The organism is Neptuniibacter sp. QD48_55, from assembly GCF_047778115.1.
Taxonomy (GTDB): Bacteria; Pseudomonadota; Gammaproteobacteria; order Pseudomonadales; family Balneatricaceae; genus Neptuniibacter.
The window spans coordinates 733,265-750,251 of sequence record NZ_CP180555.1 but is presented as its reverse complement, the minus strand read 5'-3'; the positions used below and the strand labels follow the sequence as shown (position 1 = coordinate 750,251).

16 protein-coding genes are annotated in these 16,987 nt (G+C 44.9%); 3 read left to right on the top strand and 13 right to left on the bottom strand.

The genetic code is table 11. The features are described from left to right. Positions 1-3 precede the first annotated feature (3 nt). From pyrF to gyrA, 11 genes are all read right to left on the bottom strand, one after another. On the bottom strand, positions 4-717 hold the full coding sequence (pyrF, locus tag ACMXYW_RS03290; protein WP_415883576.1) for an orotidine-5'-phosphate decarboxylase: 714 nt from the start codon (positions 715-717) through the stop codon (positions 4-6). A 16-nt stretch (positions 718-733) separates the two neighbouring features. Next, complete coding sequence (lapB, locus tag ACMXYW_RS03285) at positions 734-1,924, bottom strand: lipopolysaccharide assembly protein LapB (RefSeq protein ID WP_415905209.1); 1,191 nt, start codon at positions 1,922-1,924, stop codon at positions 734-736. Next, positions 1,914-2,219 (bottom strand): lipopolysaccharide assembly protein LapA domain-containing protein, encoded by a 306-nt coding sequence (locus ACMXYW_RS03280; protein ID WP_415883574.1) that lies wholly within the window; start codon positions 2,217-2,219, stop codon positions 1,914-1,916. Before ACMXYW_RS03280 ends, lapB begins: the two co-directional genes overlap by 11 nt. Positions 2,220-2,238: 19 nt before the next feature. After that, on the bottom strand, positions 2,239-2,529 hold the full coding sequence (gene ihfB, locus ACMXYW_RS03275) for an integration host factor subunit beta (RefSeq protein ID WP_415883573.1): 291 nt from the start codon (positions 2,527-2,529) through the stop codon (positions 2,239-2,241). Positions 2,530-2,569: 40 nt separating this feature from the next. Continuing rightward, the gene (gene rpsA / locus ACMXYW_RS03270) at positions 2,570-4,258 is read right to left on the bottom strand and encodes a 30S ribosomal protein S1 (protein WP_415905208.1); all 1,689 of its coding nucleotides are present in this window, start codon (positions 4,256-4,258) and stop codon (positions 2,570-2,572) included. A 31-nt stretch (positions 4,259-4,289) separates the two neighbouring features. Then, positions 4,290-4,976, bottom strand: coding sequence for a (d)CMP kinase (gene cmk, locus ACMXYW_RS03265; protein WP_415887060.1), 687 nt, complete (start codon positions 4,974-4,976; stop codon positions 4,290-4,292). Then, complete coding sequence (locus ACMXYW_RS03260; protein WP_415900174.1) at positions 4,976-7,192, bottom strand: bifunctional prephenate dehydrogenase/3-phosphoshikimate 1-carboxyvinyltransferase; 2,217 nt, start codon at positions 7,190-7,192, stop codon at positions 4,976-4,978. Before ACMXYW_RS03260 ends, cmk begins: the two co-directional genes overlap by 1 nt. After that, on the bottom strand, positions 7,189-8,295 hold the full coding sequence (gene hisC / locus ACMXYW_RS03255) for a histidinol-phosphate transaminase (protein ID WP_415900173.1): 1,107 nt from the start codon (positions 8,293-8,295) through the stop codon (positions 7,189-7,191). Before hisC ends, ACMXYW_RS03260 begins: the two co-directional genes overlap by 4 nt. Before the next feature lie 11 nt (positions 8,296-8,306). Further along, entirely contained in the window at positions 8,307-9,398 is a 1,092-nt protein-coding gene (gene pheA / locus ACMXYW_RS03250; RefSeq protein WP_415905207.1) for a prephenate dehydratase, read from the bottom strand. A 26-nt stretch (positions 9,399-9,424) separates the two neighbouring features. Then, entirely contained in the window at positions 9,425-10,507 is a 1,083-nt protein-coding gene (serC, locus tag ACMXYW_RS03245; protein WP_415883567.1) for a 3-phosphoserine/phosphohydroxythreonine transaminase, read from the bottom strand. A 72-nt stretch (positions 10,508-10,579) separates the two neighbouring features. Beyond that, positions 10,580-13,168, bottom strand: coding sequence for a DNA gyrase subunit A (gene gyrA / locus ACMXYW_RS03240; RefSeq protein ID WP_415883566.1), 2,589 nt, complete (start codon positions 13,166-13,168; stop codon positions 10,580-10,582). 195 nt (positions 13,169-13,363) lie between these two features. Here gyrA and ubiG point away from each other — a divergent pair, with 195 nt between their 5' ends. Genes ubiG through ACMXYW_RS03225 form a run of 3 tightly spaced genes read left to right on the top strand, consistent with a single transcriptional unit; the run spans position 13,364 to position 15,532 of the window. After that, the gene (gene ubiG, locus ACMXYW_RS03235) at positions 13,364-14,089 is read left to right on the top strand and encodes a bifunctional 2-polyprenyl-6-hydroxyphenol methylase/3-demethylubiquinol 3-O-methyltransferase UbiG (RefSeq protein WP_415883565.1); all 726 of its coding nucleotides are present in this window, start codon (positions 13,364-13,366) and stop codon (positions 14,087-14,089) included. A 2-nt stretch (positions 14,090-14,091) separates the two neighbouring features. Next, entirely contained in the window at positions 14,092-14,772 is a 681-nt protein-coding gene (locus ACMXYW_RS03230) for an HAD-IA family hydrolase (protein WP_415905206.1), read from the top strand. A gap of 19 nt (positions 14,773-14,791) precedes the next feature. Beyond that, a complete protein-coding gene (locus ACMXYW_RS03225; protein ID WP_415905205.1) occupies positions 14,792-15,532 on the top strand; it encodes a YciK family oxidoreductase in 741 nt (246 codons plus the stop codon). Between the two features lie 91 nt (positions 15,533-15,623). On the opposite strand, the gene rluB is transcribed toward ACMXYW_RS03225, so the two are convergent. Together rluB and ACMXYW_RS03215 are read right to left on the bottom strand one after the other, a co-directional pair. Continuing rightward, positions 15,624-16,454, bottom strand: a complete 831-nt coding sequence (gene rluB, locus ACMXYW_RS03220; protein ID WP_415905204.1) for a 23S rRNA pseudouridine(2605) synthase RluB — start codon at positions 16,452-16,454, stop codon at positions 15,624-15,626. A gap of 115 nt (positions 16,455-16,569) precedes the next feature. Next, positions 16,570-16,965: an H-NS family nucleoid-associated regulatory protein gene (locus ACMXYW_RS03215; RefSeq protein ID WP_415905203.1), complete on the bottom strand. Its 396-nt coding sequence runs from the start codon at positions 16,963-16,965 to the stop codon at positions 16,570-16,572. Between the last annotated feature and the right edge of the window lie 22 nt (positions 16,966-16,987).

The following is a 16,987-nucleotide window of genomic DNA, read 5'->3' as shown; positions in this document are numbered from 1 at the left end:
AAGCTACGAAAGCAACGGTGCTAATTCAGCATCGATTTTAGCTAGCGCGTCTACAGGCGAATCTGCTTTAGTAATTGGGCGGCCAATCACTAGGTAATCACTGCCTGCTTTTAATGCATCTGACGGTGTCATAATACGCTTCTGATCACCAACATCAGCATCTGCTGGGCGAATACCCGGTGTTACTAGCTTGAATTCTTCGCCAATCACTTGGCGTAATGGTGTTACTTCCTGTGCAGAACAAACCACACCATGTAGACCACTTTCTTCAGTTAACTTCGCCAAACGCTTAACATGCTCTAACGGCTCGATATCTAACCCTAAGTCACGTAGATCACTGCGCTCCATGCTCGTCAGTACAGTAACACCAATTAACAGCGTCTCAGAACCATTAACTTGCTCAAGCTCGTTGCGAGCAGCTTCCATCATACGGCGGCCACCCGAAGCATGAACATTGACCATCCATACGCCTAGTTCGGCAGCTGCGCGAACGGCTTTAGCCGTAGTATTCGGGATATCATGAAATTTCAGATCTAGAAAGACATCAAAGCCTAGGCTCTGAAGTGTTTCTACAATAGCCGGACCACTTCGCGTGAATAACTCCTTACCAACTTTTACACGGCATCGAGTCGGGTCCAACTGCTTAGCCATTGCCAAAGCCTGATTTTGATCAGGGTAATCTAGTGCAACAATGACTCTTTTTTTATCCAATAACATATAAGTTCTCTAAAATTTATTCGCCTTCCAAGCCTTGAATAGGCTTAGTCGTGCCCCAGCTTTTACATGATGGGCACTGCCAGGAGAGCGTTCTGCCTGAAAATCCACAACTATTACAACGGTATACGGGTTTTGAGAGCTCTAACTGTCCTGTCAGACCACGTAATACCTTTAAGCTATCCTTCGCACTATCTGAGCCATATTCTATATGAAGATCGATCAGACTATTAAATCCTTTTACTGAAGGACGACGCTTTAATTCTTCAGTAATAAAACTTCCAGCCGCATAAACACCTCTCTCCTGCTTAACATGCTCAGCAAGGGCAATCAGCACTGTCGTTGAGGGAGAATGCACCAAGCAGCTACGTAAGTATTCTAGGTGATCTTTATGATCTCCTGTTCTCTCATAACATTCCCTCAGCAGAGGAATCGTTTCGGAGACAAATAAACGGTCTTGTTTTGATACTTTTTTAAGATGTTTTATCGCCTGCTTCCACTGTTCAGACTTCATTGCGATCTGAGCTTTTAAAAAGCTTACACGAACATTATTCGAATCAAATTGCTCTGCATCTTTGAGATACTCAGCCGCCGCTTTGATAAGCTTTTGCTGTAATGCCATATCAGCTAATTCACAGCAGTAATGCGCTAACTCGTTATTTAAATCACGTCTTTCATCCGTTGGGAGTTTATTCGCTGTAACTAAGGCTTCTTCCCACTCACCTTCTTTCTCATAGAGCTTAATTAACAGATTGAGCGCTTTACTGTGGATGCGTTTAGGGGAAGGAGATTTAATAATTTCCTGTAAGAGATTTTCAGCTCGGTCCAACAAGCCCACAGAATAATAGTCATTCGCTAGCGCCATCTGAATCCGCATAAAATCATCCCGATCCAAATTGGGGCGCGCTAGAAGGTTTTGATGGATCTGTATTGCTCGATCTACATCACCTTTACGACGAAAGAGCTTGGCTAAAGACAGGTGGGCTGGAATGGTATCTGAATTGATTTCTAAGGCACGGATAAAGCTTTCAATCGCCTCATCCATTTTCTCGTTCAAAAGATAGTCTAAACCGGTAAAGTATTCATGGCTTAGATTCGTTTGAGGAGGCGTAGGTTTTGACTGCTTATCACGCCGGCCTAGCAACCAGCCAATGCCGATCGCCAGAGCAAACGGAATTAAAAGAAAAGCGTTGTCGAGATTAAACGGCATCTTTCAGGCTGGATACTCGCAACTGATCTAGCTCTTTTTGAGTACTAGCAATTTTACGGCGCGCAGAGCCCAAGCGGGTTTTTAACATCACGATAATCATTGTACTCAGCGCTCCACCGATAAGAGCACCCGCAACAAATGTCGCTACTAGCCAAGTACCTAAACTAAATTCTGGTAGCTGCAGAAAAACAAGATTAATCGCAACCTGATCTGTGTTGTTAATAACTAACATTAAACCAATAAATAGTGCCAAAAACGCTAAAACAACGAAGATCAATTTTTTAACTAAACGCACCGGATTAAACCTCAATTACCTAATTTTGAATTGAATCATTTACCTGTTCACGCAACTCTTTACCTGGTTTGAAGTGCGGAACATATTTAGCATCAAGCGCTACAGACTCACCCGTTTTGGGGTTACGGCCTGTTCTAGGCGCTCGATAATGTAGTGAAAAACTACCAAATCCTCTGATTTCTATACGATCACCTTGAGACAAAGATTCTGTCATGTGATCTAGCATCGTCTTCACGGACAGCTCGATATCCTTTACCGACAATTGCTCATGTCGATCTACTAGTACTTCAATCAGTTCAGATTTCGTCATACCTATACTCCTTTGCTCGTGGACCGCACATTCTGCCTAGTTACTCAGAGTCACCTTTATTCATCTGAGCCTTAATTAAATCACCGATAGTCGTTGGGCCTGATAGCGTCGTTTCGGACTGCTGACTGATTTTATCCAGAGCTTGTTTCTCTTGCTCTGCTTCCATCTGCTTGATAGAGAGCGAAATCACTCTGTTTCTACGATCGATTTGGCTGATCATAGCCTCAACTACATCTCCAACGCTAAAATGATCTGCTAGATTATCTATGCGCTCTCGAGACACATCGGAGATTCTTAGTACCGCTTCAACACCTTCCGCCACGGTTACACTAACCGCCTTGTCAGTGATATCAGAAACCGTACCTTTAACAACTTTGCCCTTGCCATGACTCGCAGTAAAACTACTAAATGGATCTTCATCTAACTGCTTAACACCCAAAGCGATTCGCTCTCGCTCTGAATCAACCGAAAGCACCACCGCTTCTAAGTCATCGCCTTTTTTCAGTGTTTTAACAACATCCTCTCCGCTGTCATCCCATGACAAATCGGATAGGTGTACAAGGCCATCGATACCACCTTCTAAGCCAATGAAAACACCAAAATCAGTTATTGAACGGATTTTACCACTTAAGCGATCACCTTTTTGGAATTTAGTCGCAAATTCTTGCCAAGGATTCGCTTTGCATTGCTTCATACCTAAAGAGATACGACGACGCTCTTTATCGATGTCTAATAACAACACATCGACTTCGTCTCCCACCTGAACAACTTTAGATGGGTGGACATTTTTATTGGTCCAATCCATTTCAGAAACATGGATTAAACCTTCAATACCTTTTTCGATCTCAGCGAAACAACCGTAATCAGTAAGATTCGTCACTTTCGCTTTCGCTTTGGTACCGATTTCGTAATTAGCAATCAGCTGTGTCCACGGATCTTCCGTTAACTGTTTAACCCCTAGCGATACACGGTTACGTTCTTTATCGAAACGCAGTACCTGAACATCGATACTTTCGCCAACCGTTAGGACTTCACTTGGATGCTTAACGCGTTTCCATGCGATATCAGTGATGTGTAACAGACCATCCACACCGCCAAGATCGATAAATGCACCGTAGTCGGTGATGTTTTTGACAACGCCTTTAACAACAAGGCCTTCTTTCAGTTCTGAAAGTAGTTTTTCACGCTCAACACTGTAAGCCGCTTCGAGCACAGCGCGACGCGAAACAACAATGTTATTGCGCTTGGCATCGAGCTTAACTAATTTAAACTCGAGTTCTTGGTTTTCTAAGTGACTGGTATCTCGAAGAGGACGGACATCGACTAAAGAGCCCGGGAGGAATGCTTGAATACTTCCAAGCATAATCGTTAGACCACCTCGGACTTTACCCGAGATGCGCCCTGTTACAATTTCATCAGATTCGTAAGCTTTCTCAAGCTCTGCCCAAGCTTCTGCACGTTTCGCTTTATCACGAGAAAGCTGGGTAGAACCGAAGCCGTCTTCGACAGCTTCTAACGCAACTCTGACTTCGGATCCAACATCGATTGTTAGCTCGCCAGAGTCATCAATAAACTGCGACCGCGGGATAACACCTTCTGATTTGAGACCTGCATTGACGATAACAAAGTCATCCTCAATCGCAATTACTGTACCCGTTACGATAGCGCCCGGCGCCATCTCCAACTCTTGAAGGCTTTCTTCAAATAGTTCAGCAAAGCTCTCGCTCATATCTGTATCCCGCTTTGTCGTTATGACACTATCAGCGAAGCCCTTTATGCCTCGCTGCATCCATTACAGCGGCTAGGACCTCTTCGATTGACATCTTAGTCGTATCAAGAATTACTGCATCCGCCGCGGGCTTAAGAGGAGCAACAGGACGATTCATATCACGGTCGTCTCGTGCCTGAATATCCTCCAATATAGCTTGAAGACTAGCACCCAGTCCCTTGTTTATCAACTGGTTATAACGTCGTACAGCACGCTCTTCAGCACTGGCATCGAGATAGATTTTGAGTGGCGCTTCAGGAAAAACAACCGTACCCATATCACGACCATCTGCAATTAGCCCAGGCATTTCAGCAAATGCACGCTGACGCTCTAATAGAGCATCACGAACCGCTGGAATAGCTGCAACGATAGAAGCATCCTTTCCTACAGCTTCAGTGCGAATAGCATCAGTAACCTCTTCACCTTCCAGAACGATCTGAACGGTATCGTCATCACGAGGAATAAACTGCACATTTAAGTGTGCAGCTAAAACGACCAACGCTTCTTCATCATCAAGGTTTACACCATGATGATTAGCTGCAAGACCGAGTAGACGATATAACGCTCCACTATCTAACAGCTCCCAACCTAATTCTTTCGCCAATAGCTGGCATATAGTTCCTTTACCCGATCCACTGGGACCATCAACGGTAATTACGGGGACCTGTCCGTTAGACATCATCCCTCCTCCTTTTCTACCTTTATTCCTGCAGTCTGTGCTAGTTCAACAAAGCCAGGGAAAGATGTAGCTACATTGGCACAGTCATTAATTGTGATCTCACCAGTAGCACGCAACGCAGCCACACAGAAAGACATAGCAATACGGTGATCATCATGGCTTTCTACAACGCCACCGCCGATCTCTCCGCCTTGGATGATCGCACCATCTGGCGTACCTTCAATATCCACACCAAGTGCTTTAAGGCCATCAACCATAGATTGAATTCGATCACTCTCTTTTACGCGAAGCTCTTCAGCGCCAGATACAATCGTTGTACCGTCGGCGCAAGCGGCTGCAATAAATAGCGCAGGGAACTCATCAATTGCCAGAGGAACTTGGTCTTCAGGAATATGGATACCTTTAAGCGGTGCATAACGAATACGGATATCAGCAACAGGTTCGCCACCGACTTCACGCTCATTAAGTAATTCAAGGTTCGCACCCATTAAACGCAGGATATTGATAATGCCAACACGGGTTGGGTTGATACCAACGTGCTCTAGAGTCAAATCAGAACCTGGTGCTATAGCCGCTGCTACCAAAAAGAATGTCGCGGAAGAGATATCAGCAGGCACATCTATGCGAGTTGCATGCAACTGACCACCCGATTTAACCGCTGCTTTAGAGCCATTTTGCTCTACAGGATAACCAAACCCCGTGAGCATACGCTCTGTATGATCACGTGTCGGTGCAGGCTCTGTTACAGAGGTCTCACCTTCAGCGTAAAGACCAGCCAATAGCAGACAAGACTTAACCTGAGCACTCGCCATAGGCATATCATAATGAATGCCTTTTAGTGCCTGACCACCCTTAATCTTCATTGGTGGACGACCGTTTTCAGCTGTTTCGATCTCTGCTCCCATCAAACGAAGTGGATCAGCTACACGACCCATTGGACGTTTAGTAAGAGAAGCATCACCAGTAAGCTCAGAATCAAATTGCTGTGCTGCCAATAAACCAGATAGCAAACGCATTGATGTACCGGAATTACCTACATATAGAGGCCCAGGAGGTGCACTTAAGCCATTAACACCTACGCCGTAGATAGTTACATTGCCATCATCAGGACCTTCAATAACCACACCCATATCACGGAATGCTTGCAAGGTCGCTAAGCTATCTTCACCTTCAAGGAAGCCTGTAACTTCCGTAACACCATCAGCTAGGGAACCCAGCATAATGGAGCGATGTGAAATAGATTTATCACCTGGAACTCGAATTTTACCACTTACGCTGCCGCCAGGCTGGGCACGAAAGGTTACTAATTGATTACTCATATCTTGTGAATATGCCGTACCAGAAAGGATTCTTGAAAAATGTTCTCGCGCAGCTCGCGCACGCGTGAAAGTGCCTAACATCGTCTCACTATCACCGCACTCAATCGCTGCTCTTAGCTTTGCTAATCCCGATGTATATCGATCTAACTGCGCTAGCAAAGCGTCTCTATTTGCTAAACAGATGTCGTGCCACATTGTCGGGTCACTACCGGCTATCCGAGTAAAATCACGGAAGCCTCCAGCTGCATAGCGGAAAATATCAGTATTATTACCTTGTTCCTGAGCCAGAGTATCCACTAAGGAAAACGCCAGCATGTGTGGGAGATGACTGGTTGCTGCCAACACTTCATCATGCTTTTCTACGTCCATAATCAGCACTTCTGCACCAGTGGACGCCCACATTTCAGTAAACACCTTAACAGCGTAAGATGAAGATTCTGCTAAAGGCGTTAGAATAATTTTGTGCTGTTCAAATAGATGTTCATCCGCTGCTGCTACACCGCTTTTCTCAGAACCAGCAATTGGGTGACCCGGTACAAAACCAGAAGGCACTTGATCAAAGACTCGCTTAGCCGCTTCGACCACATTAGCCTTAGTACTACCTACATCTGTAATCAATGTTTCTTCAGCGATAAATGGCGCAATATCCACCAGCACCTTTTCCATCGCTTTTACAGGCACTGCTAAAACAATAATATCCGCCTGACTTACAGCATCCGCTAGGCTATCAGCAGCTACATCGATCACTCCGCTACTTAAACCTAACTTTGTCTCTTCTGGGTCACGATCAAAACCAATAATCTGTCCGCAACAACGGTTTTGACGAAGTACTTTTGCTAAAGAACCGCCAATTAAACCTAACCCAATAATTAGTGTATTTTTGATACCTTGACTCAACGTTTCTCTACCACTTGTTGTAATGCTTTTAGGCAACGTTCATTTTCATGTTGTAAACCAATGCTGATGCGCAGGTGATTTGGCATTCCATAATTCGCCACTGGCCTAACAATAACACCCTGCTCTAGCATTGATTGGTAGATAGGCGAGGCATCTTTAGCCAGATCTACTGCAATAAAATTTCCTACCGATGGGATAAATGCCAATCCCAACTTGGCCAAACCTGACTGATAAAAAGCCATGCCTGCAGTATTAACTTGTACAGCTTTATCTAGATGCTCTTGATCAGATATAGCTATTTCTGCAGCGGCAAGCGCCAGATTATTCACATTAAATGGCTGTCTTACTCGGCTTAACAGATTTGCTATATCGTTGTTTGAAACCGAGTAACCGACACGTAAACCAGCCAAGCCGTAAGCTTTAGAAAAGGTTCGAGTAACGATTAGATTCGAATACTGCTTCTGTAAACTCAAACTATCCGGAAAGTCTTCTGCTTCCACATACTCCGTGTAAGCTTCATCCAAAACTACTAAGACATTTTCTGGCACTTGGGCTAAAAACGTTTCTAACTGTCCTTGGGTTAAATATGTACCCGTCGGATTGTTAGGATTAGCGATAAAGATCATACGAGTATTTGGAGTTAATCGCTCCAACATCGCATCAAGATCGTGCCCCCAATCTTTGGCTGGAGCGACCACAGCTTTAGCACCAATTGCTTGAGTCACCAACGAATAAACGACAAAAGAATATTCAGAATAGATAACTTCATCATCTGAGGTTAGAAAAGCACGAGCGATCAGTTCCAACACATCATTAGAGCCATTACCTAATGTAATCTGTTCCGACTGGCAGTTTAAATAGTCAGCCAGAGCCAACTTCAATCGGTAACCACCACTATCAGGATAAAGATTGATGCCTGACAGTTTATCTTGGAGAGCTGTGACGACTTTTGGTGAGGCCCCTATTGGGCTCTCATTACTTGCCAGCTTCACCACATCAGTTAAGCCAAGTTCTCGCTCTAACTCTTCTGGTGGTTTGCCTGGCAAATAGGGGTGCAGATTTTGCACCCCTGGTGAAGCCAGTGAAAAGAAATCACAACTCATCAATATGCCTCTTAAAGCACCGCGCGTGGGTATGAACCTAAGATTTTCAGCTCAACACTCTCTTTGGCTAACTCAGCCAGCGCCTTAGCAACGAGCTTGTCTTCACTATGCCCTTCAAAATCGATATAGAACATAGACTGTTTTGCAGAAGATCTGGTTTCTACACGTGTCAGACTAATTTGAGAACGGTGGAAAGGTTCTAACAACTGATACAAGGCACCTGGTGCGTTAGGCACAGAGACCAATATAGATGTTTTATCATCGCCGCTAGGGCCAACATCCTGATCACCGATGATCAAGAAACGAGTCGAGTTATCCGCTTGATCTTCGATATTGCTAACAGCAGCTTCTAGCTCATAAAGTTCGGCAGCCATATCACCTGCAATAGCGGCATAACCTTGACCTTCCTGCTTAGCTAAACGAGCAGCTTCTGCGTTAGAACTGACTGCAACCTTCTCGATATGTGGGTAACGCGCATCCAACCAACTACGGCTTTGCGCTAGGGACTGCTCGTGGGAATAGATCTTGAAGATCTCATCCAAGCTATCACCTTTGTTGACCAATAAATGAAGGTGAACTGGAACTTCCACTTCTCCACAGATTTTAAGATCGAACTGTTTAAACAGATCAAGCGTGCTACTAACAACACCTTCCGAAGAGTTCTCGATTGGGACAACACCGTAATGAGCACCACCAGACTGCACTTCGCGGAAGACATCTTTAGACGATTGCATCGGAAGATTGTGAGCAGAGTGACCAAAGTGTTTCATTGAAGCCTGTTGGGTAAATGTACCTTCAGGGCCTAGGAAAGCCACTCGCATTGGCTCTTCTAACGCCAAGCAAACAGACATTACTTCACGGAAAAGACGTGCAACTTCTTTATCAGGCAATGGACCTTCGTTACGCTCCATCACAGCGCGCAATACCTGGGCTTCACGCTCAGGGCGATAAAATACAGCCGCCGCTTCACCTTGATGTTTCTGCTTTACTTCAGCTACACGTTGAGCACATTTAGCACGCTGATTCAGAAGCTCATGAAGCTGACCATCTATAGAATCGATCTGGTCACGTAAAACACGTAACTCTTTTTCTTGTTCACTCATACTCTTCTCATTTTCCGCAAATGATTTTAAGCGTGTTGCTTTTCAAACTGCTGCATAAACGCGATCAACGCATCCACTGCTTCCTCTGGGACAGCATTGTAGATACTCGCTCGCATACCACCTACAGAGCGATGACCTTTAAGGTTCAATAAACCTGCTTCTTCTGCTTGTTCTAAGAACAGTTTATCCAAAGCATCATCAGCCAAAGTAAATGGCACGTTCATCCAAGAACGGTTAGCTGACGCCATTGGGTTTGCATAGAAGTCACTTGCATCAATCGCTGCATAGAGTTTTTCTTGTTTACGCTGGTTCGCCGCTTGTATCGCAGCTACACCACCTTGGGCTTTTAGCCATTTAAAGACTAAACCAGCCAGATACCAACCATAGGTTGGTGGTGTGTTACACATAGATTCAGCATCAGCATGTACTTTGTAATCAAACATTGTTGGTGTGCCGGCAACAACATCACCTAACAAGTCTTCTCGAACGATCACAACCGTCAAACCTGCTGGACCAATATTCTTTTGCGCGCCCGCATAGATCAAACCAAACTGGTTTACATCAATCTCGCGAGACAGGATTGTAGAGGATAGATCAGCAACTAGAGGAACATCTCCAGACTGAGGTACATAATCAAACTCCAAGCCACCAATCGTTTCATTTGGCGTGTAATGCAGATAAGCCGCCTCTGCATTTAGCTCTAACTCGCTTTGGCTAGGAACAGCAGTAAAACCGTTACCTTCGCTAGATGCAGCAATACGTACATCACAATAACGAGATGCTTCTTGGATCGCTTTTTTCGACCAGATACCGGTATTAATATAGTCAGCCGTAGTTTTACCGCGCAGCAAATTCATTGGAATCATAGAAAACTGCGAGGTAGCCCCACCTTGAAGGAATAGAACCTTGTAGTCACTACCAATTCCCATCAGGTCACGTAAATCCTGCTCTGCGGCTTCAGCAACCGAGACAAACTCTTTACTGCGGTGACTCATTTCCATAATGGAAAGGCCTTTACCGTGCCAGTCTAGAAGTTCCTCTTGAGCCTGCAGCAATACTTCACTTGGTAAACCAGCAGGGCCTGCACTGAAATTGTACTTACGTGTCATAGACTTATCTTCACTCTACTTAAAGTCATATATAAAAAATGCGGCACATTCGCGCCGCACTTGAGGTAGAAATTATTCCTCTGCAGTGGTCGGGGTTTCCGCCTCTGCATCAGTCTCCACCTGTTCTTCTTCGTCAGGTTCTTCGATACGAGCAACGCTGACTAAGCGCTCTTCATCGCTAACGCGAATCAGAGTTACACCTTGCGTATTTCGTCCAAGTTCTGAGATCTCATCCCCGCGCGTACGCACCAAGGTACCCTGATCACTGATCAGCATGACATCATCACCATCGAAGACTTGAACAGCACCCGCTAGGGCACCATTTCGATCAGAGCATTGCTGAGCAATAACACCCTGACCACCACGACCTTTCACTGGGAAATCATCAACAGCGGTTTTCTTACCATAACCATTTTCAGAAGCGGTCAAAATCTTACCGCCCTCTTGAGGAATGATTAGGGAGATAACCTTAACGCCGTCATCCATCTTAACGCCACGCACACCACGTGCTGTACGGCCCATTGGACGTACATCTTCCTCACGGAAGCGCATAGATTTACCAGCACTTGTCATCAACATGACATCGTCTTCACCATTGGTGATTGCAGCACCAATTAGATGATCATCATCTAGAAGGTCCAGAGCAATCAGACCGCTAGTACGCGGACGGGAGAAGTTAGTCAGTGCAGTCTTCTTAACCGTACCGGAAGCTGTCGCCATGAAGATAAACTTATCTTCTTCGTAGCTACCTACAGGCAAGATCGTGCTGATGCGCTCACCTTCATCCAAAGGCAAGATATTAACAATCGGACGACCACGTGCTGTGCGGCTCGCCACTGGAATTTCAAATACGCGTAACCAGTAAACTTTACCGCGGTCCGTGAAGCACAGAATCGTATCGTGGGTATTCGCAATCAGTAGATGCTCGATGAAATCTTCATCTTTAATCGCTGCTGCTGACTTACCTTTACCACCTCGACGCTGAGATTGGTAATCGGTCAACGGCTGAGTTTTCGCGTAGCCACCGTGAGATATAGTTACCACCATATCTTCTTCAGTGATCAGATCTGCAACTGTCAGATCTTTACGAGAAGCAGTAATTTCAGTACGGCGCTCATCACCATATTCTTCCAAAATCGCTTCAAGCTCTTCACGAATCACTTCCATTAAGCGTTCGTGTGAACCTAGAATTTTCAGAAGTTCAGCAATACGTTCTAACAGCTCTTTATATTCAGCAATCAGTTTTTCATGCTCAAGACCTGTTAGACGGTGCAAACGTAACTCTAGAATTGCTTGAGCCTGAACTGGAGAAAGATTGTACTTACCATCGCGTAAGCCATACTGTTCTTCCAGATCTTCAGGGCGACATGCATCTTCACCAGCACGCTCCAGCATCTGAATTACATCACCCGGCGCCCACGCTTCTGCGATCAAACGTTCTTTCGCTTCAGCTGGGGTTGGCGAAGTTTTAATCATTTCAATAACAGGATCTATGTTTGCAAGAGCAATCGCTAGACCTTCAAGAATATGACCACGTTCACGCGCCTTACGAAGCAAATAAACAGTACGACGAGTAACGACTTCGCGACGATGACGTATAAAGCATTCAAGCGCTGTTTTCAGATCAAGGATCTTTGGCTGACCATCAACCAAAGCGACCATATTGATACCAAAAACTGACTCCATCTGCGTCTGAGCAAACAGGTTGTTGATAACCACATCTGGCATTTCACCACGACGTAGTTCAATAACAATACGCATGCCGTCTTTGTCAGACTCATCACGAAGTTCGGTAATGCCTTCAATCTTCTTATCTTTAACAAGCTCAGCAATCTTTTCGATTAAGCGCGCTTTGTTAAGCTGATAAGGGATCTCAGTGATGATAAGTGAAGGCTTGCCGCTCTTTGCATCTTCTTCTACATGGTGCTTAGCACGCACATAGATACGACCACGACCAGTACGGTATGCCTGAAGGATTCCTGCACGGCCGTTAATAATACCGCCTGTTGGGAAATCAGGACCTGGAATAAACTCCATAAGGTCATCAACAGACAGGTCTGAATTTTCAATCAGCGCAATACAACCACGAACCACCTCAGACAGGTTATGCGGTGGAATATTCGTCGCCATACCAACCGCAATACCAGAAGAGCCATTTACCAATAGGTTTGGCACACGGTTAGGTAAAACCGCTGGAATTTTTTCTGTACCGTCATAGTTATCAACAAAATCGACGGTCTCTTTCTCAAGATCTGCCAACAGCTCATGGGCGATCTTATCCATGCGGATTTCGGTATAACGCATCGCAGCGGCGGAGTCACCGTCGATCGAACCAAAGTTACCCTGGCCATCTACCAGCGTATAACGCATGGAGAAATCCTGAGCCATTCGAACAATAGTGTCGTATACCGCACTATCACCATGCGGGTGGTATTTACCGATTACGTCACCTACCACACGGGCAGATTTTTTATATGCTTTGTTCCAGTCATTGCCCAATTCATTCATCGCAAACAACACGCGACGGTGAACTGGTTTAAGGCCATCGCGCGCATCTGGCAACGCACGGCCGACGATTACGCTCATTGCGTAATCAAGGTAAGACTGCTTCAGTTCATCTTCGATGTTAACTGGCAGGATTTCTCTGGCTAAATCACCCATTCCCTATCCTTGAATCACTCTCACAACGGAAGGTTTCCGCGGATATTTTTAACCGCGGGAGTATATCACATTTCCTACAAGGGAATCCTGAAAAAATAAGAGGTTATACAATTAAAGTTGGAGATGCGCGATCAACTGTTTTTCAATGCCTTAGCAATGGTAGAATGCCAACAAATACTTTAAAGCTAAAACATCATGACTCAGCCAGAAAACAGCACTCAAGCAAACGTTGATCCAGCAGAAATCGCAAAGTTTGAAGAACTTGCCAGCAAATGGTGGGATAAAAATAGCGAATTCAAACCACTCCACGACATCAACCCGTTACGCGTTGGTTATATAGATCGCATTGCGCATCTGGCCGAGAAAAAAGTATTAGATGTCGGTTGCGGTGGCGGCATTTTGTCCGAATCCATGGCTCAACGCGGCGCAACCGTAACAGGCATTGATATGGGCGCTGCTCCACTGAAAGTTGCAAAACTACATGGTCTAGAAAGTGGCGTGAATGTCAGCTACAAACAGATCCCCGTTGAAGAGCTAGCGGCTGAGCAACCCGAATCTTTTGATGTTGTTACCTGCATGGAGATGCTGGAACATGTTCCCGATCCATCCTCTATCGTTCAAGCTTGCGCCAAACTTTGCAAACCGGGCGGCAAGGTCTTTTTCTCGACACTCAATCGCAATCCAAAGAGCTACCTTTTCGCAATCCTTGGCGCAGAGAAAGTACTGAAACTAGTTCCTGAAGGCACTCACGATTTCAAAAAGTTTATTCGCCCTTCTGAACTTGGCAACTGGATCCGTCAAAGCGGCTTAAAGAATATCGACATGTGCGGTATGACTTATAACCCACTGACGAAAACATACAGCCTTCATCCATCAGATGTCGATGTGAATTACATTATCGCTACGACTAAACCAGAGTAATCATGTCCGATAAACCAGCTTCAGTTTTATTCGATTTAGATGGCACGCTAATAGACACCGCACCGGACTTTCACTGGGTTGTTAACACCCTCTTAAAAGAAGAAGGTCGTGATGAAATAAGCTACGAATATCTTCGCGGTTATGTCTCTCATGGGGCCAGAGCTATGGTTGGGGCTGCTTTCAATCTAAAAGAAGGTGAAGCCGACTTTGATCGATTACACCAGCGAATGCTTAGCATTTATCTTGAACATCTTGATGTAGATAGCCAACTCTTTTTTGGTATGGCCGAATTTCTAAATTGGCTTGAAGAGCACGACATACCTTGGGGTGTTGTCACCAACAAACCAGAGCTCTACACCACACCAGTGATGCAAGGGCTACAACTGAGCGATTCAGCAAAAAGCATCATTTGCCCAGACCACGTTAAAGACAAGAAGCCAAACCCAGAAGCACTTTTCTTAGCCTGCAAAGAGATCGATTGCGATCCAGAAAGCAGCATCTATGTTGGCGACCACATTAGGGATATCGAAGCAGGCAATCGCGCCGGCATGCTAACCATCGCAGCCGAGTACGGTTACATAGATGAAGGCGACGATCCTAAAAATTGGCAAGCCGATCACCAGATATCCAGTGCAACTGAACTCAAGCCACTGCTACAATCTCTATACACCGCTTTACGTTAATGATTAGGAACAGATCACTATGTTTGAATACCAAGCCCCTGCAGACTTATTAAAGGACAAAGTTATTCTGGTAACTGGCGCTGGCTCAGGCATAGGCCGTACCGCTGCAATCACCTTTGCTGCTCACGGAGCAACTGTAATTCTTCTAGGCCGCACACTAGAGAAACTTGAAAGTGTTTATGACGAAATTGAAGCCGCAGGTTATCCACAACCTGCACTAGTCCCTCTCAATCTAGAAAGCGCACAAGAACATGATTACATTGAGCTGACCAACACGCTTGATCAAGAATTTGGCCGAATCGATGGCATCCTTCACAATGCCAGCATCTTAGGTGTGCGGACACCGATCGAAAGCTATGACCCGGTAATCTGGCAGCAAGTGATGCAAGTAAATCTAAATGCACCATTCATGCTAACCCAGACCCTCATGCCACTTTTACAACAGTCAGATGATGCATCGGTTGTTTTCACATCATCAAGCGTAGGACGTCAAAGCAAAGCTTACTGGGGTGCTTATGCAGCATCTAAATTTGCGACTGAAGGCCTGATGCAGACACTAGCAGATGAGACCAGCGGCATTTGCAATATTCGCGCTAACTGCATCAATCCAGGCGCAACCAGAACACAAATGCGTTCCGATGCTTACCCAGCTGAGAACCCACAATCAGTGACCGCACCGGAAGACATTATGCCGGTCTATCTGTATCTAATGGGTAAAGACAGCACGACCGTCAACGGTCAATCGCTAGACGCTCAATGATTTAGCAGAAATAAAAGACAATAAAAGACAATAAAAGACAATAAAAAAGCAGCTTAAAGCTGCTTTTTTATTGTCTACATTTACTTAGTAACTAGTTACCTTCTTGACGACGCGCCTTCTGCTTCTTGTAACGACGTTCGTACTTCTGCTTTTCATCAGCCGTCATTCTAGCGCCACGCTTAGGCTTAAGCTCAAGCATTTTAGACAGAGAATTGACTTCTTTACCGGTCATCTCTTTCCATGTGCCCGACTTAACATCACTTGGCAAGAAAATAGGCCCAAAGCGAACACGTTTTAGGCGGTTAACCTGAATCTCTTGTGATTCCCACAAACGACGAACTTCTCGATTACGCCCTTCCATAACCACACAGTGGAACCACTTATTCGCACCCTCACCATCAAAAAACTGTACATCAGTAAAACGAGCCATGCCGTCTTCTAATAAGACACCATCTTTTAAGCGAGATAAAATACCTTCATCAACATTACCCAAGACGCGAACCGCATATTCACGATCAATTTGAGCAGACGGGTGCATTAATGCATTTGCTAGCTCACCATCAGTAGTGAACAACAACAATCCGGATGTATTAATATCAAGTCGACCAATAGCAATCCAACGCCCCTCTTTTAAAGGTGGCAGATGCCTAAAGACTGTTGGCCTACCTTCTGGGTCATGGCGCGTACAAATTTCACCCACAGGCTTATTATAAATAAGCACTCTACGCTCAGCTTGCTTATCAAATATCAACTGTACAGGATGACCATCAACTTCAGCAGTATCACCTTCAGAGATTCGATCTCCTAAGGTAGCAATTGAGCCATTTACTGAAACTCGACCTTCTTTAATCCAACGCTCCATCTCACGACGTGAGCCTATTCCGGAGCGCGCCAATACTTTATGTAACTTTTCGTCAGTCATACGACGCACCTACAAATATGCTAATTAAGACAACAGGTATTAATCAAAGTTAATACCTTTAAACAAAAAAACCCTTCCATAAAAGAAAGGGCTTCTATAAAACCGTACTCTTATTTTAAATGAGACAGTCTTCTTTAGTAAATCCTTTATCGAAATAAGCCTGAAAAGCTAACGGGGTACGGCCACGACCAGACCACTCGTGAACTTCACCGCTGTCATCTTCTATACGGTATTTAGGCTGCACCTTTTTCTTAGGCGTACTTGCAGCTTCACCAATTAGCCCCATTAGATCATTTAGATCCACACCTGCGTCCTGCATACTTTGGCGAATAGCTTCAATTTTTGCTGCTTTTTCCTGCTCAGCTGCCTCTAACGCTTCTTCTTCAGCACGCTTATCTGCAGCAATAACAGTTAAATCAGAAATCACTTTTTCTAGTTCAGAAACAGATAATTCCTGGCATTGTTTGCGCAATGAATTTTTACGCAGTAAAACTTTAAGAAAATCAGACATTTCAAAACCACCAAAATAAAAG